Annotated in this window: 18 protein-coding genes; 5 read left to right on the plus strand and 13 right to left on the minus strand. The window is 73.2% G+C overall.

What is annotated here, in order from left to right:
- Positions 1 to 26: 26 nt before the first annotated feature.
- From KBX46_RS15310 to KBX46_RS15320, 3 genes are read left to right on the plus strand one after another with little or no spacing between them, the layout of a single operon-like run.
- Positions 27 to 890 carry an ABC transporter substrate-binding protein gene (locus tag KBX46_RS15310; protein WP_210793001.1) on the plus strand — a complete coding sequence of 288 codons (864 nt, stop codon included), beginning with the start codon at positions 27 to 29 and terminating at the stop codon, positions 888 to 890.
- Entirely contained in the window at positions 887 to 1,732 is an 846-nt protein-coding gene (locus tag KBX46_RS15315) for an amino acid ABC transporter permease (protein ID WP_099857298.1), read from the plus strand. Before KBX46_RS15310 ends, KBX46_RS15315 begins: the two co-directional genes overlap by 4 nt.
- A gap of 2 nt (positions 1,733 to 1,734) precedes the next feature.
- Positions 1,735 to 2,478, plus strand: a complete 744-nt coding sequence (locus KBX46_RS15320) for an amino acid ABC transporter ATP-binding protein (RefSeq protein ID WP_210793002.1) — start codon at positions 1,735 to 1,737, stop codon at positions 2,476 to 2,478.
- Between the two features lie 52 nt (positions 2,479 to 2,530).
- Here the strand turns inward: KBX46_RS15320 and ribH are convergent, their stop codons facing one another.
- The 7 genes from ribH to rpe form a co-directional block, all read right to left on the minus strand.
- Positions 2,531 to 3,031, minus strand: coding sequence for a 6,7-dimethyl-8-ribityllumazine synthase (gene ribH, locus KBX46_RS15325; RefSeq protein ID WP_088947478.1), 501 nt, complete (start codon positions 3,029 to 3,031; stop codon positions 2,531 to 2,533).
- A gap of 2 nt (positions 3,032 to 3,033) precedes the next feature.
- On the minus strand, positions 3,034 to 4,299 hold the full coding sequence (locus KBX46_RS15330) for a bifunctional 3,4-dihydroxy-2-butanone-4-phosphate synthase/GTP cyclohydrolase II (RefSeq protein ID WP_210793003.1): 1,266 nt from the start codon (positions 4,297 to 4,299) through the stop codon (positions 3,034 to 3,036).
- Positions 4,296 to 4,979, minus strand: a complete 684-nt coding sequence (gene pnuC, locus KBX46_RS15335) for a nicotinamide riboside transporter PnuC (RefSeq protein ID WP_210793004.1) — start codon at positions 4,977 to 4,979, stop codon at positions 4,296 to 4,298. The genes KBX46_RS15330 and pnuC overlap by 4 nt, the downstream gene beginning before the upstream one ends.
- Positions 4,979 to 5,623, minus strand: a complete 645-nt coding sequence (locus tag KBX46_RS15340) for a riboflavin synthase (RefSeq protein ID WP_210793005.1) — start codon at positions 5,621 to 5,623, stop codon at positions 4,979 to 4,981. The genes pnuC and KBX46_RS15340 overlap by 1 nt, the downstream gene beginning before the upstream one ends.
- 1 nt (position 5,624) lies before the next feature.
- Entirely contained in the window at positions 5,625 to 6,686 is a 1,062-nt protein-coding gene (gene ribD / locus KBX46_RS15345) for a bifunctional diaminohydroxyphosphoribosylaminopyrimidine deaminase/5-amino-6-(5-phosphoribosylamino)uracil reductase RibD (protein ID WP_210793006.1), read from the minus strand.
- Between the two features lie 419 nt (positions 6,687 to 7,105).
- Positions 7,106 to 8,062: a response regulator gene (locus KBX46_RS15350; RefSeq protein WP_088947473.1), complete on the minus strand. Its 957-nt coding sequence runs from the start codon at positions 8,060 to 8,062 to the stop codon at positions 7,106 to 7,108.
- A 1-nt stretch (position 8,063) separates the two neighbouring features.
- Positions 8,064 to 8,744: a ribulose-phosphate 3-epimerase gene (gene rpe / locus KBX46_RS15355; RefSeq protein WP_088947472.1), complete on the minus strand. Its 681-nt coding sequence runs from the start codon at positions 8,742 to 8,744 to the stop codon at positions 8,064 to 8,066.
- Between the two features lie 254 nt (positions 8,745 to 8,998).
- On the opposite strand from rpe, the gene KBX46_RS15360 reads away from it, so the two are divergent.
- Entirely contained in the window at positions 8,999 to 9,889 is an 891-nt protein-coding gene (locus tag KBX46_RS15360; protein ID WP_210793007.1) for a septum formation family protein, read from the plus strand.
- Positions 9,890 to 9,972: 83 nt separating this feature from the next.
- Positions 9,973 to 10,863, plus strand: coding sequence for a septum formation family protein (locus KBX46_RS15365; RefSeq protein WP_088947470.1), 891 nt, complete (start codon positions 9,973 to 9,975; stop codon positions 10,861 to 10,863).
- Between the two features lie 65 nt (positions 10,864 to 10,928).
- Here KBX46_RS15365 and KBX46_RS15370 read toward each other — a convergent pair whose 3' ends face one another.
- From KBX46_RS15370 to KBX46_RS15395, 6 genes are all read right to left on the minus strand, one after another.
- The gene (locus tag KBX46_RS15370; RefSeq protein ID WP_247667604.1) at positions 10,929 to 12,407 is read right to left on the minus strand and encodes a transcription antitermination factor NusB; all 1,479 of its coding nucleotides are present in this window, start codon (positions 12,405 to 12,407) and stop codon (positions 10,929 to 10,931) included.
- Entirely contained in the window at positions 12,362 to 13,288 is a 927-nt protein-coding gene (gene fmt, locus KBX46_RS15375; RefSeq protein WP_210793009.1) for a methionyl-tRNA formyltransferase, read from the minus strand. Before fmt ends, KBX46_RS15370 begins: the two co-directional genes overlap by 46 nt.
- Positions 13,289 to 13,292: 4 nt before the next feature.
- Complete coding sequence (def, locus tag KBX46_RS15380; RefSeq protein ID WP_088947467.1) at positions 13,293 to 13,850, minus strand: peptide deformylase; 558 nt, start codon at positions 13,848 to 13,850, stop codon at positions 13,293 to 13,295.
- A gap of 44 nt (positions 13,851 to 13,894) precedes the next feature.
- On the minus strand, positions 13,895 to 15,163 hold the full coding sequence (locus tag KBX46_RS15385) for a cytochrome P450 (protein ID WP_210793010.1): 1,269 nt from the start codon (positions 15,161 to 15,163) through the stop codon (positions 13,895 to 13,897).
- Between the two features lie 128 nt (positions 15,164 to 15,291).
- Positions 15,292 to 16,275: an AAA family ATPase gene (locus KBX46_RS15390; protein WP_088947465.1), complete on the minus strand. Its 984-nt coding sequence runs from the start codon at positions 16,273 to 16,275 to the stop codon at positions 15,292 to 15,294.
- A 255-nt stretch (positions 16,276 to 16,530) separates the two neighbouring features.
- On the minus strand, positions 16,531 to 18,447 hold the full coding sequence (locus KBX46_RS15395; RefSeq protein WP_308159533.1) for a primosomal protein N': 1,917 nt from the start codon (positions 18,445 to 18,447) through the stop codon (positions 16,531 to 16,533).
- Positions 18,448 to 18,501 lie beyond the last annotated feature (54 nt).

The raw sequence follows: 18,501 nt of genomic DNA on the forward strand, positions 1-18,501 counted from the left end.
GCTCATGGAGCTCTACGCTGTCGGCCATGGCCAGCAGCTCACGTCTCCTCGCGCTCACCCTCGCCGGTGCCGCCGTCGTAGCCACCGCCGGATGCGCGCCACAGAAGGAACTACCAACCCCCACTGTCACCACGGGTCCGTCCTGCGCCAAGGACAGCCTGCCCACCCGTACGCCGGGCAAGCTCACCATCGCCACCGACCAGCCCGCGTACGAGCCGTGGTTCTCTAAGGACAAGCCGGAGAGCGGCGAGGGCTTCGAGTCGGCCGTCGCGTACGCGGTGGCGGAGAAGCTCGGCTACGCCCGCGCGGACGTCACCTGGACGCGGGTGAAGTTCGACACCGCGATCGCGCCCGGGCCGAAGGACTTCGACTTCGACATCAACCAGTTCTCCATCACCGAGGAGCGCAAGCAGGCGGTGGACTTCTCCGCGCCGTACTACCTGGTGCGGCAGACCGTCGTCGCGTTGAAGTCGTCGAAGATCGCCGGCAAGACGTCGCTGGCAGATCTTCGCGACGCGCGGCTCGGCGCCCAGGTCGGCACCACCAGCTACCAGGCGATCACCGACGTGATCAAGCCGTCGGCCAAGCCGCAGGTCTACAACAGCAACGACGACGCCAAGAAGGCCCTGCAGAACGGGCAGCTGGACGGTCTCGTGGTGGACCTGCCGACCGCCTTCTACATCACCGGGGCGGAGATCACCGACGCGACGATCGTGGGGCAGGTGCCGCAGGTCGGTACGCCCGAGGCGTTCGGGTTGCTGCTGGACAAGAACTCCCCGCTGACCTCCTGCGTGACCGGCGCGGTCGGTCAGCTCACCGCGGCCGGCACGCTGAAGCAGTTGGAGCAGACGTGGCTCGCGCAGGCGGCGGGGGCGGCCGAGCTGCGGTGACGCTCCTGGATCACGTGCCCTCCGAGGCGCAGCGGCGGCGGTCGGCGTACCGGCATCGGCAGACCGTCTACAGCGTGGTGGTCGCGGCCTGTTCCACGGCGGCGCTCGGCACGCTGCTGGTCGTCGCGGTGACCGGTGCGCCCGGCTGGGATCGGGTGCGGCAGTCCTTCCTGGACCCGGAGATCGCCCGGGACGCGTTGCCGGCGGTGCTGAGCGGGCTCTGGCTCAACGTCCGGTTGCTGGTCTGCTGTGCGGTCGGCGCGCTGCTGCTCGGGCTGGTGATCGCGGTGCTGCGGACGTTGCGCGGCCCGGTCTTCTTCCCGGTCCGGGCGCTGGCCGCCGGCTACACCTACACCTTCCGCGGCCTGCCGCTGATCATCGTGCTGTACCTGCTCACCCTCGGCGTGCCCGGCCTGCGACTGCAGGGGATGCCGCCGGTGCTGGTGCTCGGTGGGGCCGCGTTGGTCCTCACCTACAGCGGTTATCTCGCCGAGGTGTTCCGGGCCGGCATCGAGTCGGTGCACCCCAGCCAGCTGGCCGCGGCGCGCTCGCTGGGCCTGACCTACCGGCAGACGATGCGCCACGTGGTGCTGCCGCAGGCCGTCCGTCGGGTGGCGCCGCCCCTGCTCAACGACGTGGTGGCGTTGCAGAAGGACGTCGGGCTGGTTTCGCTCGCCGGGCCCATCGACGCGGTCCGCGCGGCTCAGATCGCCACCGCCCAGTCGTTCAACTACACGCCGTACGTCGTGGCGGGAGTGCTCTTCGTCCTGCTCGCGATCCCACTGATCGCGGTCACCGACTGGGTGACGCTGCGGGCGGCGCGCCGACAGTCGGGAGGCTGAGGATGGCTTTGCTTCGCTGCCGGGGTCTGCGCAAGGAGTTCGCCGGCCAGGTGGTGCTCGACCAGCTCGACCTGACCGTCTCCGAGCATCAGGTGGTGGCGCTGATCGGCGCCTCCGGATCGGGCAAGTCGACGCTGCTGCGCCGCGTGAACCTGCTGGAGGACCTGGACGACGGCACCATCGAGCTGGACGGGGAGGACATCTCCGATCCCCGGGTTGACCCGGACCGGGTCCGTCGGCGCATCGGCATGGTGTTCCAGGCGTACAACCTCTTTCCGCACCTGAGCGTGTTGGAGAACGTCACCCTCGCCCCGCGCCGCGTACACCGGCGGGCCCGGGCGGAGGCGGAGGCCCAGGCCCGGGAGCTGCTCGACCGGGTGGGGCTCGGCGCCAGGGCGGACGCCTACCCGGACCGGCTCTCCGGCGGGCAGCAGCAGCGGGTGGCGATCGTCCGGGCGCTGGCGAACTCACCTCGGCTGATGCTGCTCGACGAGGTGACCTCCGCGCTGGACCCGGAACTCGTCGGTGAGGTGCTGGCGATGATCCGGGACCTGAAGGCCGACGGGATGACCATGGTGCTGGCCACCCACGAGATGAGCTTCGCCCGGGAGGTCGCCGACCAGGTGTGCTTCCTCGACGAGGGTCGGGTCGTCGAGAGCGGCCCGCCCGAGCAGGTGCTGGGCGAGCCGACCCAGCCGCGCACCCGGCAGTTCCTGCACCGGATCATCGAGGCCGGCCGGCTCTGAAGCCGGCCGCCCCTCAAGCCGGCCAGGGCGGGCAGCCGCCGGCGAGGATGCCTCAGCCGCCGAAGCCGACCCGCTGGGCGCTGCCGGCGGCGACGGTCCGGACGGCCAGCGCGGCGTCGAGCGCGGCGACGGTCGCGGCCCAGCCCTTGTCCTCCGCCGAGCCGGGCAGACCGGCGCGGTCCCGGGCCTGCTCGATGGTCTCCACGGTCAGCACCCCGTGCGCCACCGGCTTGCCCTCGTCCAGCGCCACCCGGGTCAGCCCGTCGGTGACCGAGCGGCAGACGTAGTCGAAGTGGGCGGTGGAACCGCGGACCACCACGCCGAGCGCGACCACCACGTCGCAGCGGCGCGCGAGGGCCTGGGCGACCACCGGCAGCTCGACCGAGCCGGCGACCCGGGCGACCACGGACCGGGCCCCGCACGCCTCGGCGGCCGCCAACGCCCGCTCCAGCATGTGGTCGGTGAGGTCGCCGTGCCAGCGGGCGGCAACGACCCCGACGGTCAGCCCCGCGGCATCCACCGCGTCGACTCCCGGCTCACCGAAACCCGCCATCGTCATGCTCCGATCTCGTCGTTGGCGACCGGGCGCCCCAGCGGCGCCTCGGACAGCTCGTCCAACTCGTCCAGCAGGTGACCCATCCGGTCCCGCTTGGTGCGCAGGTAGCGCAGGTTCTCCGGATGCGCGCCGGCCGGCAACCCCTCCCGGCCGGTGATGGTCAACCCGTAGCCCTCCAACCCGGCCCGCTTGGCCGGGTTGTTGGTCAGCAGTCGCATCGAGCGCACGCCCAGGTCGTAGAGGATCTGCGCGCCGGTGCCGTAGTCGCGGGCGTCGGCCGGCAGGCCCAGGTCGAGGTTGGCGTCGACGGTGTCGCGGCCGGAGTCCTGCAACTGGTACGCCTGCAGCTTGTGCAGCAGCCCGATGCCGCGCCCCTCGTGCCCGCGGACGTAGAGCACCACGCCCCGGCCCTCCCGCCCGACCCGGGCCAGCGCGGCGTCCAGCTGCGGCCCGCAGTCGCAGCGCAGTGAGCCGAACACGTCCCCGGTGAGGCACTCGGAGTGCACCCGCACCAGCACGTCCTGGCCGTCGCCGAGGTCGCCCAGCACCATCGCGATGTGTTCGGCCGGGTCGTGCTCCGCGCGGTAGCCGAGGGCCCGGAAGACCCCATGCCGGGTGGGCATCCGGGCGTCGGCGACAAGCTCGACCTGCTTCTCGGTGCGCCGCCGGTAGGCGATCAGGTCGGCGATCGTGATCAGCGTGAGGCCGTGCTCGGCGGAGAACTTCTCCAGGTCCGGCAACCGCATCATGGTGCCGTCGTCGTTGACCAGCTCGCAGAGCACGCCGGCCGGGCGCAACCCGGCCAGCCGGGTCAGGTCGATCCCCGCCTCGGTGTGCCCGGGGCGGCGCAGCACCCCGCCCTCGCGGGCGCGCAGCGGCACGACGTGCCCGGGCCGGGCCAGGTCGGTCGGGTCGGTCGCCGCTGCCGCGAGCAGCCGGCTGGTGTGCGCGCGGTCGGCCGCCGAGATGCCGGTGCTGACGCCCTCCCGGGCGTCCACTGTCACCGTGTACGCGGTGCCGCGCCGGTCCTGGTTGGTGTGGTGCATCGGCGGCAGGTCGAGGCGGTCGGCCTCGCTCTCGGTCAACGCCACGCAGACGTACCCGGAGGTGTAGCGCACCATGAACGCCATCAGCTCCGGCGTGGCCAGTTCGGCCGCGAAGATGAGGTCGCCCTCGTTCTCGCGGTCGGCGTCGTCGACGACGACCACCGGCCGACCGGCCGCGATCTCTGCGACCGCCTGCTCGATACTTCCGAAACTGGTCACGCCACGGCCTCCCGGTAGATGGGCGTACGGGCGAGGGCCGCGGCGCGCGAGGTGCGCCACCAGGCGGCGAAGCCCCAGGCGCAGAGGGCGCCGTAGATCAGGTACATGACCGCCGACGGGTAGAACCCGCCGCGCAGCAGCAGCGGCACGCCGACCGCGTCCACCGCGATCCAGAGCAGCCAGAACTCCACCCAGCCGCGCGCCATGCCGTAGGTGGCCAGCAGGCTGCCGGTGAGGATCCAGGCGTCGGGCAGCGGACCCCACGAGCCCAGCGCCTTGAGCACCGGGTACGCGGCGGCGGTGCCGACCACGGCAGCCAGCAGCAGCATCAGCCGCTCCCGCCCGGTGGCCCAGCGCGGGACGACCGCTGCCTGACCGGCGTCGGCGCGGCGGTTCGACTGCCAGCGCCACCAGCCGTAGACGCTGACCGCGAAGAAGAACACCTGTCGGCCGGCCTGCCCGTACAGGTCGTGCTCCTGGGGGGTGGCGAACACCCCGCCGAGGAAGACGGTGAGCAGCAGCGCGTTGCCGACCATGCCGACCGGCCACGCCCAGACCAGCCGGCGCAGCCCGAGCAGCGCGGAGACCAGCCCGAACGCGTTGCCGACGATCTCCCGGGCCAGCACCGACGAGCTGCCCACCTGCACCTGTGCGTCCAGCAGCCAGCTCAGCGGGCCCATCAGGCCACCCCGCCGGTGATCGGGGCCACCCCGGTGCCGTCGGTGCCGGTGAGCCGGTCGCCGAGCAGCCGCTCGACGTACTTGGCCAGCACGTCGACCTCCAGGTTGACCGGGTCGCCGACGCTCTTCGCGCCGAGCGTGGTCAGCTTGAGCGTGGTCGGGATCAACCCGACGGCGAACTCGTCCGCGCCCACCTCGGCCACGGTCAGCGAGACACCGTCGATGGTGATCGAGCCCTTCTCCACCACGTACCGGGACAGGGCGGCGGGCAGCCGGAACCGGACCGTCTCCCACTGCTCGGCCGGCTCCCGGGAGAGCACCGCGCCGACGCCGTCCACGTGGCCCTGCACCAGGTGCCCGCCGAGTCGACTGCCGAGTGCGGCGGCCCGCTCCAGGTTGACCGGGTCGCCGACGTTCAGCGCGCCCAGCGCGGAGCGGCGCAGCGTCTCCCCCATCACGTCGGCGGTGAAGACCCCGTCGGCCACGTCCACCACGGTCAGGCACACGCCGTTGACCGCGATGGAGTCGCCGTGCCGGGCGTCGGAGGTGACCAGCGGACCGCGTACGCCGATCAGCGCCGAATCGCCCGCCGTCGGCGTGACCCGGACGATCTCGCCCAACTCCTCGATAATGCCGGTGAACATCTCAGCCCTCCCTTTTGCGGGGCAAAGCGGTGATCCGGAGATCCGGACCGATCTGCGTAACGTCGACGAACTCCAGATCGATGGCCTCAGCGATGGTGCTCACTCCGGCGTCGACCAGGGCGGTCGGGCCGGCGCCGAGCAAGCGGGGTGCGACGTACCCGACGATCTTGTCGACCAGGCCGGCCCGCAGGAACGCGCCGGCCAGCCGGGGGCCGCCCTCCAGCAGCACCGCGCGGACCCCGCGCTGGTGCAGCGCCGCGAGCAGCGCCGTCAGGTCGACCCGGCCGTCCGGGTCGGCGCCCACCTCGGCGGCGGTCGCGATCCACGTCCGCGCGGCGCCGTCGCGGACCCGGGCGTCAGCCGGGGTACGCCCCGAGCTGTCCACCACCACCCGCAGCGGCTGCCGGATGGCCAGGCTGCCGTCGCGAAGGTTGCGAGCTGTCAACCGGGGGTCGTCGGCGAGAACGGTGCCCACCCCGGCAAGCACCGCGTCGACGGTGCCACGCAGGGCGTGCACGTCGATCCGGGCCGCCTCCGAGGTGATCCACATGCTGGTGCCGTCGAGCGCGGCGGAGCGCCCGTCGACGGTTGCGGCGTACTTCCAGATGACGTACGGCCAGCCCCGACGCATCGAGGTCAGCCAGGCGACGTTGCCGGCCTCGGCCTCCTCGCCGCGTACGCCCAGGTCGACACGGACCCCGGCGGCGCGCAGGGTGGCGGCGCCGCCGGACGCGACCGGGTTGGGGTCGGGCACGGCGATGACCACCCGGGCGACCCCGGCCTGGACGAGCGCGGAACTGCAGGGGCCGGTGCGGCCGGTGTGATCGCAGGGTTCCAGAGTGACGACGGCGGTGCCGCCCTTGGCCCGCTGCCCGGCCTGCGCGAGGGCGACGATCTCGGCGTGCGGCCCGCCGGCGTACGCGTGGAAGCCCTCACCCACGACCTGGCCTTCGTCGTCGAGCAGCACGCAACCGACCACCGGATTGGGGCTGGTCGTGCCGAGCCCGCGCGCCGCCAACTCGATCGCACGCCGCATCGCCTCATCGACGGAGACGCTGGCCATCGCGCTGCCCCTGCCCTCTCACTCGCCGGTCCGCGCGCTGGCGGTCAGGGAGGCTGCGGCCATGGGGCCGCGGGCAGGCGGAGGCGGAGTCCGGGAACGGCACAGCCGCCCCGGGGGGCTCGGCACGGCGCGCTGAAGCCAGCGGCCGGCTCGGACCCGTCCGTCCCGCGCGCTGTCTCCCATCCGGACTGTCTGGGCGCGGACGAACCGCCCCCAACCGTCGGCCCCGGATTTTCACCAGGTCCACCGGGCGGCCAGAGCCGTCCGGGTCGCGGGCTGACCACGGTTGGACCGTGGATCACCGCCGGTTCGGAATTTCACCGAGTCCCGCCAGCGCGTGGTGGGTTATACGGGCAGTCTTACACGCCGATGCGGGTGCGCCGCCACCTAGGCGAGGTACTTCACAGCGGGATCACGCGTCAGGTGACGCCGCGACGCCGGTCCACTGCCACGTACGAGCCCGGCTGGCTCTTGGCGACCGTCTTCATCTCCGAGGCCACCGCGATCGCTTCGAGGGGGTCGGTGAACCGCTTGCCGGCGTCGGAGAGGGACACCCCGATGGAGAGCGTGACCAGGGCGGCGCGCCGGATGTTGCCGCGCCGGTCCTTCAGCTCGACGAAGCCGCGCTCACGGTCGGTCGCGTCGTAGAGCGTGTCGGCCGACTTCTCGAAGTCGACCACCGCCCGGGACGTCAGCGGGCGGACCTGGTCCGGGGCGCAGACGATGACGAAGTCGTCGCCACCGACGTGACCGAGGAAGGCCGGTGGCAGCCCCACCGCCACCACCGCCCGGTGCAGGCTGCGGGCCAGCGCGGAGATGAAATCGTCGCCGCGGACGAAGCCGTACCGGTCGTTGACGCTCTTGAACCGGTCGATGTCGATGTAGCCGACCGCGTAGTCGACACCGTGGCGGACCCGGTCGCTGATCTCCCGACGGATCCGGCTGTTGCCGGGCAGCCCGGTCAGCGGGGAGACCTCCCGGAACTCCTTGTTGCGGCGCAACGTGGAGGAGACCCGGGCCACCAGCTCGGCGGTGTCGAACGGCTTGACCAGGTAGTCGTCGGCGCCGGCGCTGAGACCGTGCACCTTGTCCACCGTCATGCCCTTGGCGGTCAACATGATCACCGGAATGGCGGAGGTCATCGGGTCGGCGCGCAGCCGCCGGGTCAGCTCCAACCCGTCGATCCGGGGCATCATCAGGTCGATCACCGCCAGGTCCGGACGCTGGCGTTCGATGACCTCGAGCGCCTCCTGACCGTCGCTGGCGTGGATCACCTCGAAGCCGTGCAGCCGCAGGTTGAACTCGACGAAACGAGCGATGTCCTCGTCGTCGTCGACGACGAGGATGATGTCCTTACGGTCGTCGTCGGAGTCCACCTCAGGCGCCTGGAGCCGCGCGTGCCGCCAGTGCCCGCAGGTGCCGTACGGCCTCCGCCGGGTCGGCGGCGCCGTACACGGCGGTGCCGGCCACGAACGCGTCGGCGCCCGCGGCGGCGGCCTGCTCGATGGTGTCGGCGGCGATGCCGCCGTCCACCTCGATGCGCAGTTCCAGGTGCCCGGCGGAGATGTGGCGGCGGGCGGTACGAACCTTGTCCAGCAGTTGCGGGATGAACCGCTGCCCGCCGAAGCCGGCCTTGATCGTCATGATCAGCAGGGTGTCGAAGCTGGGCAGCAGGTCGAGGTACGGCTCGATCGGGGTGTCCCGGTCGATGGCCAGGCCAGCCTTCGCACCGGCCGAGCGCAGGTCCTTGGCCAGCGCCACCGGATCGTCGGACGCCTCGGCGTGGAAGGTGACGTTGTACGCCCCGGCGTCCGCGTAACCGGGGGCCCAGCGGCGCGGATCCTCGATCATCAGGTGCACGTCGAACGGCATCGCGGTGACAGCCCGCAGGCTCTGCACGACGGGCAGCCCGATGGTCAGGTTCGGCACGAAGTGGTTGTCCATCACATCGACGTGCAACCAGTCCGCGGCGTCCTCGACGGCACGGACTTCTTCGGCGAGGCGGGCGAAATCGGCGGCCAGAATGCTCGGCGCGACGATCGGCGGCGGTACGGTCACGTGGTCAGTGTACGAACGTTGCGGACCGCAACCCGCATCGCGGCACCAACAGGGACGCGCTGTGACCCAGCAGTGACCAGTGGTGCAGAATTGGTCGCTCCGGACCGCCGATTCCGGACGAACAGACGTCAGTGGCTGGCCGATCGACGGAAAGGCGACGACACTCCAACCGGGACTGTGCCGTAGGCTGCACGCCCGCCGGGGTCTCGCCGCGGGGCGCGGTGACCGGCCGCCAGCTCCCGGAAGGGCGGACGATGCGACGGTGGCTTCCAGCGCTGGCGCTGGCCGGCGTCACCACGATGCTGCTAGCCGGCTGCGCGCCGGCGCGAGGCGCGGACGGTGACCTCACCGACGACTGGCCGGCGCTGCGGGTCCCGAAGCCGTTCGCTCCCGCCGCCGACACCTGCCTGCCCCGGATCATCCCGGTCGTGCAGGCCAGCACCTACGAGACGGTGGACTGCGCGCGCAGTCACCTGGCCGAGACCATCCACGTCGGCACGTTCGTCGGGCCCGACGCGCTGACCGAGGCCCGGCCCGAGTCCGGGTCGCCGGCGCTGCGCACCGCCCGCGCCGAGTGCGACCAGCGGGCCCGGGAGGTGCTCGGCGGCGACTGGCACACCGCCCGGCTGGCGCTGTCGCTCGCGTTGCCGTCCGCACCCGCCTGGTCCGGCGGCGCGCGCTGGTTCCGCTGCGACCTCAGCGAGACCGGCAGCATCGACAACACCCGCCCGGTCAACCGCACCGGCAGCCTGCGCGGCGCGTTGATCGGCGACAACCCGCTGACGCACCGCTGCTTCGACCCGAAGCTGATCGGCGACAACCTCAACTACATGGCGCCGGTGCTCTGCACCGAACCGCACCGCGCCGAGTTCGTGGGCGTCTACGAGGAGCGGGACATGAGCTGGGCCGACTTCAAGAAGTCACCCGCGCAGTCGCACCAACGCTGCATGCAGTTGATCGCCGAGTTCGCGTCCGTGCCGAACAACAGCGACCTGCCGTACCGGGCCGGGTCCATCTACTACCCACCGTCGCAACGCGAGTGGGAGGAGGGTGACCGGGGCATTCGGTGTTTCCTGTGGAGCGACGACCGCAAACTCACCCGCTCGATGCGGGGTGCCGGCCCGGAGGGACTACCGGCGATCTGAACATCGGTGCCGTATGCTGCTGCGCCGTGGCGCTACCGACCGGCGAGGTCCGGCCGGAGGCCACCAGCGGCGGGAGGTCGGGGATGCGACGGTGGTTGGCGGCGTTCGCCGGGGGTGCGGCCCTGACCCTGGCACTGGCCGGGTGCGGCGCACCCGCCGGAGTCGACACTGACCTCATCGACGACTGGCCGGCGCCCGTCGCGGCGCAGCAGTTCGTTCCCGCCGCCGACGTCTGCCACCACTCCTCCCAGCAGGTCGGCTTCCTGAGCGGTTACAACCCGATGCCGTGCACCGAGGCCCACCGGGTGGAGACCATGCACGTCGGCACCCTCACCGGCCCGGGCGCCGAGCGCGACGCACCGCCGCAGGCCGGGTCGGTGGGCATGCGGGCCGCGCAGAGCGCCTGCGACACCGAGGTCAACAAGGCGCTGGGCGCCGACTGGCGGTCCGGGCGACTCGGCGTGACAGTCGTGCTGCCCTCGCCGCAGGCGTGGTCGGGCGGGGCCCGCTGGTACCGCTGCGACGTCACCGAGATCGCCAGCATCGACGACACCGCTGTCGACCTGCGCACCGGCAGCCTCCGGGGCGCACTGTCCGGCGCGGCGCCACTGGCGTACCGCTGCTTCAACCCGAAGCTGGTCAAGGACGACGTCGACGAGATGGTGCCGGTGTCCTGCACCGCCAAGCACCACGCCGAGTTCGTCGGGGTCTGGCAGGCGCCGGACGTCACCTACGCCGAGTTCTCCCGCACCATCAAGCGCACCCACCGTGCCTGCCAGTCGATGATCGCCAAGTACGCGAAGGTACCGGACAACTCCCAGCTCGACTTCCGCGCCGGGACGATCTACTACCAGCCGTACGAGGAGGAGTGGAAGAACGGCAACCGTGGCGTGCAGTGCTTCCTCTGGATCTCCGACCGCAACCTCACCCGCTCGATGAAGAACGCCGGCAACAAGGGCCTCCCGGTCACCTGAGCGCCCCTGAGCTGAAGGAAGGGCCCCGAGGGGCCCTTCCTTCGCGCGTCGGGTGTCGGTGCGACTCAGCCTCGGCGCAGGACGGCGAGGAACATCGCGTCGGTGCCGTGGCGGTGCGGCCAGAGCTGCACGGTCGGCCCGTCGCCCAGACCGGGCATGCCGGCCGGCAGCAGCGGCCGGGCGTCCACGAAGTCCACAGCGACCCCGCTACGGCGGGCCGCCTCGGTCACCGTCACGTGTGTCTCGACAGTGTGCGGCGAGCAGGTGACGTAGGCGACCAGCCCACCGGGGCGGACCGCCCGCAGCGCCGCGCCGAGCAACTCCCGTTGCAGCCGGGTCAGCGGCGGCAGGTCGGACGGCTGGCGACGCCAACGCGACTCCGGCCGGCGGCGCAGCGACCCCAGCCCGGTGCACGGGGCGTCGACCAGCACCCGGTCGAAGTGCTGCTCCGGCAGCTTCGGGTCGCCGCCGACCTCACGACCGTCCATGGTCAACACGGCCACCGGCAGGTCCCGGGTCGCCAGGGAGACCAGCCGGGCACGGTGCTCGGCCACCTCCACCGCTGTCACCCGGGCACCACGTTGCGCGGCCAGCGCGCCGAGCAGCCCGGCCTTGCCACCCGGGCCGGCGCACAGGTCCAGCCAACGCCCGTCCGGGCCGTCCAGCGGCGCGTCCGCGAGTGCGGCGGCCACCAGCTGGGAGCCCTCGTCCTGGACGTGGGCCCGGCCGTCGACCACCGCCGGGATGTCGCCCGGCGCGCCGCCGGGCAGATAGACGGCGTACGGCGAGAAGGCACCGGGCGCTCCGCCGACCTGGTCGGCCAACTCGACCGGGTCAATCAGCCCCGGCCGCGCGCACAGGTGCACCGGCGGGCGCTCATTGTCCTCGATCAGCAGGCGCTCGGTCTCACCCAGATCACCGTCGAGCGCCTCGGAGAACGCCCGCACGATCCACTGCGGGTGGCTGTACGCCAGTGCGAGGTGCCCGACCGGGTCGGTCTCCATCGGCGGGGCGAGCTTCGCCACCCAGGCGTCCGCGTCCCGGGTGGACACCTCGCGCAGCACCGCGTTGGCGAAGCCGGTGGCACCCGGAGCGACCGAGCGGACCAGGTCCACTGTCGACGAGACGGCGGCGTGCGCCGGCACCCGGGTGTGCAGCAGCTGGTACGCCCCGAGCCGCAGCGCGTCACGCACCGGCGGGTCGATCCGGGCCACGTCCCGGCCGGCCGCGTCGGTCAGGATCGCGTCCAACGTGCCGAGGTGGCGCAGGGTGCCGTAGGTCAGTTCGGTGGCGAAGGCCGCGTCCCGACCGAACAGCCCCTCCTCCCGAAGGATCATGGGCAGAACGAGGTTGGCGAACGCGTCGTCGCGGTGCACCGCGGCAACCGCCTCGTACGCCGCACGACGCGGTCGGTCCAGTGGTGGCCGGACCGGCCGGCGGTCCCCGCCACGACCCGCGGGCGGGCCGGAGCGGGTGGGGCGGGTGCCCTCGGGGGCTGTCACGCGAAGTCCTCTCCAGTGCCGACCCGGACGCCGCGCGCCCAGTCGGTCGCGCCCATTGCCCGCTTGCCCGCGGCGCGGACCTCGCCGAGGCGCACCGGCACTGTCGCCGTGCCGCTCAGCACCCGGGACTTCTCCACCAGCAACTCCCCCGGCTTCAACTCTGGGCCGTCCGGCACCGGCACGACCGGGCCGAGCTTCACCCGCTCGCCCCGGAAGGTGGTCCAGCTGCCCGGGGCCGGGGTGCAGGCCCGGATCCGACGGTCCACGGCGAAGGCCGGATCGCTCCAGCGCACCCGGGCGTCGTCCACAGTCAGCTTCGGCGCCAACGACACCCCGTCGGCGGGCTGCGGCTCGGCCCGGGCGGTGCCGTCGGCGATCGCGTCGAGCACCGCCACCAGCAGACCGGCACCGGAGTCGGCGAGCCGCTCCAGCAGGTCACCGGAGGTGTCGGCGGCCCGGATCTCGTCGGTCAGGGTGCCGTAGACCGGGCCGGTGTCCAGGCCCTCCTCCAACTGGAAGACGCTGGCACCGGTCAGCTCGTCGCCGTGCAGCACGGCGTGCTGCACCGGTGCGGCACCCCGCCACGCGGGCAGCAGCGAGAAGTGCAGGTTGATCCAGCCGTGCCGGGGGATCTCCAGGGCGGCCGGCGGCACCAACGCGCCGTAGGCCACCACCGGCACGCAGTCCGGCGCGAGCGCGCGAAGCCGGTCGAGGAACTCGGGGTCGCGGGGACGGGCCGGCGTGAACACCTCGACGCCGTGCTCGTCGGCCCACTCGCCGACCGGGGACCGGGACAGGCCACGCCCGCGTCCGGCGGGCGCGTCGGGCCGGGTGACCACGGCGACCAGCTCGTGCCGGGAGGCGGCGACGGCGGCCAGGGCGGGAACGGCGACGGCCGGCGTGCCGGCGAAGATCACGCGCATCCGGTCACCGACCCAGACCGAACGGGTCGCTGAGGTGCGGGCTGAGCTTCACCGTGGGCGGGGCCGCCGCGTCGTACCACTCGGCCTGGCGGATCGCCTTCATGGCCTCCTTGCGCCCGGCGGCGTCCAGCCGGTCGAGGAAGAGCACACCATCGAGGTGGTCGGTCTCGTGCTGCACACAGCGGGCCATCAGGCCGCTGCCGACGATCTGCATCGGGTCGCCGAACGAGCTGAAGCCCTTGGCGATGACGTTCTGGCGGCGCTTGGTGTCGAAGTAGAGCCCGGGGATGGACAGGCAGCCCTCCGGGCCGTCCTGCTCCTCCTCGTCGGGGAACTCGAGCACGGGGTTGACCAGGTGCCCGAGCACGTCGTCGACGTCGAAGGCGAACACCCGCAGGCTCACACCGAGCTGCGGGGCGGCCAGGCCGGCGCCGTTCTGCTCACGCATCGTGTCGGTGAGGTCGGCGACGAGCCGACGCAGCTCGGCGTCGAAGTCGACCACCGGATCGGCCGGCGTGCGCAGCACCGGATCCCCAAACAGACGGATGGGCTGGACGGTCACGCGGGGTGGCTCCTTCATGGGTCGGACGGGGATGCCGTACCAGTCTACGGAGTGCCCCGCCGCACGCTGGCCGGCGTACCTCGATCGGCGACGGCCGGTGTGCCCAGCGTCACCAGCAGGCTCTCGTAGCCACGCAGGGTGAGCCGGGTCCGGTGCCGGGGCTGCTCGGCCAGCGCCAGCTCGGGGAGGCGGCGCAGCAGCATCGGGAAGGCCAGTTGCGCCTCCAGCCGGGCCAGGCCGGCGCCGAGGCAGTAGTGCGGGCCGGCGCCGAAGGACAGCGGGTGCGCCTGGTCACGGGTCGGGTCGAAGCGCTGTGGGTCGGGAAACCGGCGCGGGTCCCGGTTGGCCGCGCCGAGCAGCAGCAGCGTCGTGCTGCCGGACGGCAGGTCGAGCCCGCCGCAGCGCACCGGCGCCGTGCTGGTGCGGGTCGTCAGCTGCACCGGCGAGTCGTAGCGCAGCAGCTCCTCGACGTACGCCGGGGCGAGCGCGGGATCGGCGCGCAGCCCGGCGGCGGCGGCCGGGTGGTCCAGCAGCACGACGAGACCGTTGCCGAGCAGGTTGGTGGTGGTCTCGAAGCCGGCCACCAGCAGCACCACCAGGTTGGCCAGCAGTTCGTCGCCGGTGAGCCGGTCGCCGTCGGCGTCGTGCACCTGGACCAGCGCGGTGGTCAGGTCGTCGGCCGGTGCCCGCCGCCGGGCGACGATCAGCTCGACGAAGTAGTCGCGCAGCTCGGAGGCGCCCGCGTCGGCGACCGTCAACTCCTCGGGGGTTATCTCCGGCTCCAGCACCCCGGTCAGGTCACCGGCCCAACGGCGGAACAGCGGCCGGTCGGCGGCGGGTACGCCGAGCAGCTCGCAGATCACCCCGACCGGCAGCGGGTACGCGAAGTCGGCCAGCACGTCGACCGGAGCGCCGTCCTCGGCCCGGGAGACGATCGCGTCGAGCAGTTCCTCGGCCTGCGCCCGCACCACGTCGCGCATCCCGGCGATCCGGCGAGGGCTGAACGCCCCGGCGGCCAGCCGACGCATCCGGCTGTGGTCAGGCGGGTTGGTCCGCAGCATGGACCGGGCGATCGACGACACGGCGGGGCTGTCCCGCCAGTTCGGCCAGACCTCGTCGCGCAGCGGGTCGTCGAGCACACCGAGCCGGGAGTCGCGCAGCAGCTCGTCGGCCTCCGGGTAGCCGGTCACCACGTACATGCCCGGCATCGCCTGCACCACCGGCCCATGGGCGCGCAGCCGCTCGTACGTCGGGTACGGGTCGACGCGTCCCTGCGGCGACATGAGCAGTGTGAGCGCTTCGGCAGCCTCCATGGCTGGCCTCCCCCGTCGATGCGTCGGAGGTTCCATCATCCCGGTGCGGCCGCCATCCGGCAGCCCTCGGCGCCGTGCAGTCGACGTCGAGCACAGGCGCCGGCGACTCAGGCGCCGGCGCCCAGAGCTCAGGCGCTGGCGGCCGGGTCCCCGGCGAGCACCGCGTCACCGCGGAGCAGCGCGGGCTCGGGCAGCGGCAGCTGGATCTTGTGAGCCGCTTCCCAGTCGTAGATCAGGCCGGGGCGGACCTGGGCGGCGAAGTAGTCGATCGCCGTCATCCCACCCACGACCGGCTCGTCGACCTCGGCGACCAGCTGGGCGGGGACCATGGAGAACCCGTTCTGGAGGGCGGCGCTGAGGCGGCGGTGACCGTCGACGACGAAGAAGTACTCGCCGGTGAACCCGATCTTCAGGGGTTCGAGGGCCTCGTCGCCGGCCTCGGCCACGTCGCCGACGAAGTCGGTGTCCCACAGACCGCGCAGCGTGGCGATGTCCTCGGTCGGGTAGACGCGGGCCGGGTCCAGCAGCAGCAGCGGCGGGCCGTCACGCAGCACCTCGGCGCCGAGCTTCCCCTCGTACGCGGCGACGATGTGCTCGATCACCTCGGTGGCGGACGCCCGGGTGGTGTCACAGATCAGGTCGTAGTTGCGCAGCCGGGCCTTGTCCACGCCGTATCGGATGATGAACCGGCTGCGCTCGCTCACGCTGCGCTCACGAAGCTTGGCCTTGGCCTCCTCCAGGGAGGCGTAGCTCTCCGCCGGGCCGGACGGTCGGGCGAGCACCCGACGGGCCGCCTCACCCGGCTCGGTGATCATGTGGACCTTGAGCGCGTCGGTGAAGAAGTGCCAGGCCAGCCGGGAGTCCATGACCAGGCGCTCACCGGAGGCGGCGATGTCCCGCTGGAGCTGGTCGACGTAGCCGTCGACAGCCTGGTCGAGCTCGGCGTGCAGGTTGAGCTGCAACGCGGTCATCTGCCGCTGCTGCGCCATCTCCCGGTAGAGGTCCCCCACACTGACCCGGCGCATGCCGAGCCGCTTGGCGATCTCGACCGACACGGTGCTCTTGCCGCTGCCGAGGTCGCCGTTGAAGACGATCGATTGTCCAACGGTCACGACTGGTCCACCCCTGATCACCGGATCATTGACATCATCGACATCGCGCCCGAGCAACGCGTTACCGCCATTGTCGCGCCATCCTGCGGCGGCCCCGACTCGGCGCGTCCGACGCTCCGTCGCGACCTGGAGCCGCCGTACGCCTCGGCATGACGGGCGATGCTACCACTCTGACGCCACCGCCCTGCCGGACGCGGTGTGCGGGCGACCACCCGACGGACGGGCTGCGGCACCGCCGGCACCGCCGGAAACTTCTCAGAAGAGGCTCAACGGATCGACCTGGAGACGGACCGGGTCGGCGGCTTTGCGGGCGGCACGGACACCGGCAGCCGAGTGCAGCGCCTCGGCGAGCGCGGCAGCTCGGGCCCGGGGCACCCGGACCAGCATCCGCTCCCGGCCCTCCTCGGCCGGCACCGGCCCGAGCACCTCGGCATCCGCGGGCAGCCGGGCAGCGGTGAGCAGGTCCGCCACCGCCTCGGCCGGGCCGGTGACGCTCGCCATCCGTACCGCCGGCGGGAAGCCCAGCTCCCGGCGCTCGGCCAACTCCCGGCCGGCGAACCAGGCCGCGTCCCAGCGCAGCAACGCCTGCACAGGGGCGAGCGCGCCGTCGGCGACCACCACCACCCGGCCGGCCGGCGCCGGGCGGGCCAGGGCCGCCGCGGCCAGCCAGCGCCGCAGCGCCTCCTCCCCGGCCCGCAGGTCGGCCCGGGTCAGCAGGGCCCACGAGTCGAGCAGCAGCACCGCGCCGTAGCCGCCCTCGGCGACCGGCTCCGCACCCGGCGTGGCCACCACCAGGGCCGCGCCGCCGGGCACGTCGGTCAGCACCTCCTCGCGCCCCGAGGTGCGCACCGGGACGTCCGGGAACGCCCGCCCCAGCTCCTCGGCGGTCCGCCGGGCACCGGTCACCGCGGCCCGCAGCCGCCGCCCACCGCACTCCGGGCAGGCGTACGCGGCGGCCACCCGGGCACACCACCGGCAGGCCGGGGTGCCGCCGGCCGAGGGCAGCGCGAGCGGGCCGGCGCAGTGCGCGCAGCGCGCCGGGGTGCGGCAGTCGGCGCAGGAGATCGACGGCAGGTAGCCGCGCCGGGGCACCTGCACCAGCACCGGATGGTCCTGCCGGAGGGCGTCGCGGGCGGCCGTCCAGGCCAGGCTGGGCAGCCGGGCGGTGGCGGCCCCGGGGTCGCGGGCCAGTTGGGGGTCGTCGCCGGTTGGCGCGATGGCCGGGATCCGGGCCCGCACGGTCGCCCGGTCGGCGACCACCTCCCGCGCCCAGCCGGTCTCCAGCAGCAGCTGCGCCTCGGAGGTCCGGGCGTACCCACCGACCAGCGCCCCAGCCTCGGCGAGCTGGACGCGGGTGAGCAGCACGTCACGGGCGTGCGGGTAGGGGGCCCGGGGTTCGGAGTGCAGGTCGTCGCCGTCGTCCCAGATGGCGACCAGGCCGAGCCGGTCCACCGGGGCGAACATCGCCGCCCGGGTGCCGATCACCACCGGCACCTGGCCGCGGCGGGCGGCGAGGAACGCCCGGTAGCGCCGGGCCGGCCCGAGCGCGGCGGAGAGGCTGACGTGCCGTCCCGGACCGAGCACGCTGGTGAGCGCGGCGTCCAGCCGGTCGAGGTCACGGGCATCGGGCACCACGACGACCGCCCCGCGCCCCCCGGCGACGGTGGCGGCCACCGCGTCGGCGTAGCGGGCCGCCCAGTCCTCGCCGGGCAGCGCCGACCAGACCGCACGCGGTGCGCGGCCGTCGGTGAGCGCGCGCAACAGCGCGGGGCCGGTCGGGTAGTCCCGCCAGCCACGAGGGTCGACCGCTGCGGCCTCGGCGACGGCCGTCGGGCCGGGTTCGTCGTCGCGGGCCTCCTTCTCCACCCGCGCGTGCCGGGGCGGCACGGCGAGCCGGAGCACGTCGGCGAGGTTGCCCGCGTACCGGTCGGCGACCGCCCGGGCCAGCCGGGCGACCTCGGGCGCCAGCACCGGTTCCGGCGAGACCACCTTCTCCAGGTACGCGAGGCGGCCGGTGTGCCCGGAGTCGTCGGCACGGGACAGCAACCACCCGTCGACGAGCTGCCCGGCGAAGCGCACCTTCACCCGGGTACCGGGCACCGCCACCTCGTCCAGCTCGGCAGGCACCAGGTAGTCGAACGGGCGGTCCAGGTGCGCCAGCGGGACATCCACGCAGACGCGCGCGACCGGCGACCCATCCGCGGGTCGCCGGTCGCTGTGCCTGGT

It is taken from the genome of Micromonospora sp. C81, from assembly GCF_018070425.1.
In the GTDB taxonomy this organism is placed as follows: domain Bacteria; phylum Actinomycetota; class Actinomycetes; order Mycobacteriales; family Micromonosporaceae; genus Micromonospora; species Micromonospora zamorensis.

What these genes read in the sequence shown, in the direction of transcription:
- KBX46_RS15385 (WP_210793010.1), bottom strand. Translation starts at nt 15,163, where the DNA reads ATGGAGGCTGCCGAAGCGCTCACACTGCTCATGTCGCCGCAGGGACGC.
- ribD (WP_210793006.1), bottom strand. Translation starts at nt 6,686, where the DNA reads ATGGCCAGCGTCTCCGTCGATGAGGCGATGCGGCGTGCGATCGAGTTG.
- ribH (WP_088947478.1), bottom strand. Translation starts at nt 3,031, where the DNA reads ATGGCGGGTTTCGGTGAGCCGGGAGTCGACGCGGTGGATGCCGCGGGG.
- KBX46_RS15360 (WP_210793007.1), top strand. Translation starts at nt 8,999, where the DNA reads ATGCGACGGTGGCTTCCAGCGCTGGCGCTGGCCGGCGTCACCACGATG.
- KBX46_RS15310 (WP_210793001.1), top strand. Translation starts at nt 27, where the DNA reads ATGGCCAGCAGCTCACGTCTCCTCGCGCTCACCCTCGCCGGTGCCGCC.
- pnuC (WP_210793004.1), bottom strand. Translation starts at nt 4,979, where the DNA reads ATGGGCCCGCTGAGCTGGCTGCTGGACGCACAGGTGCAGGTGGGCAGC.
- KBX46_RS15365 (WP_088947470.1), top strand. Translation starts at nt 9,973, where the DNA reads ATGCGACGGTGGTTGGCGGCGTTCGCCGGGGGTGCGGCCCTGACCCTG.
- fmt (WP_210793009.1), bottom strand. Translation starts at nt 13,288, where the DNA reads ATGCGCGTGATCTTCGCCGGCACGCCGGCCGTCGCCGTTCCCGCCCTG.
- KBX46_RS15320 (WP_210793002.1), top strand. Translation starts at nt 1,735, where the DNA reads ATGGCTTTGCTTCGCTGCCGGGGTCTGCGCAAGGAGTTCGCCGGCCAG.
- KBX46_RS15340 (WP_210793005.1), bottom strand. Translation starts at nt 5,623, where the DNA reads ATGTTCACCGGCATTATCGAGGAGTTGGGCGAGATCGTCCGGGTCACG.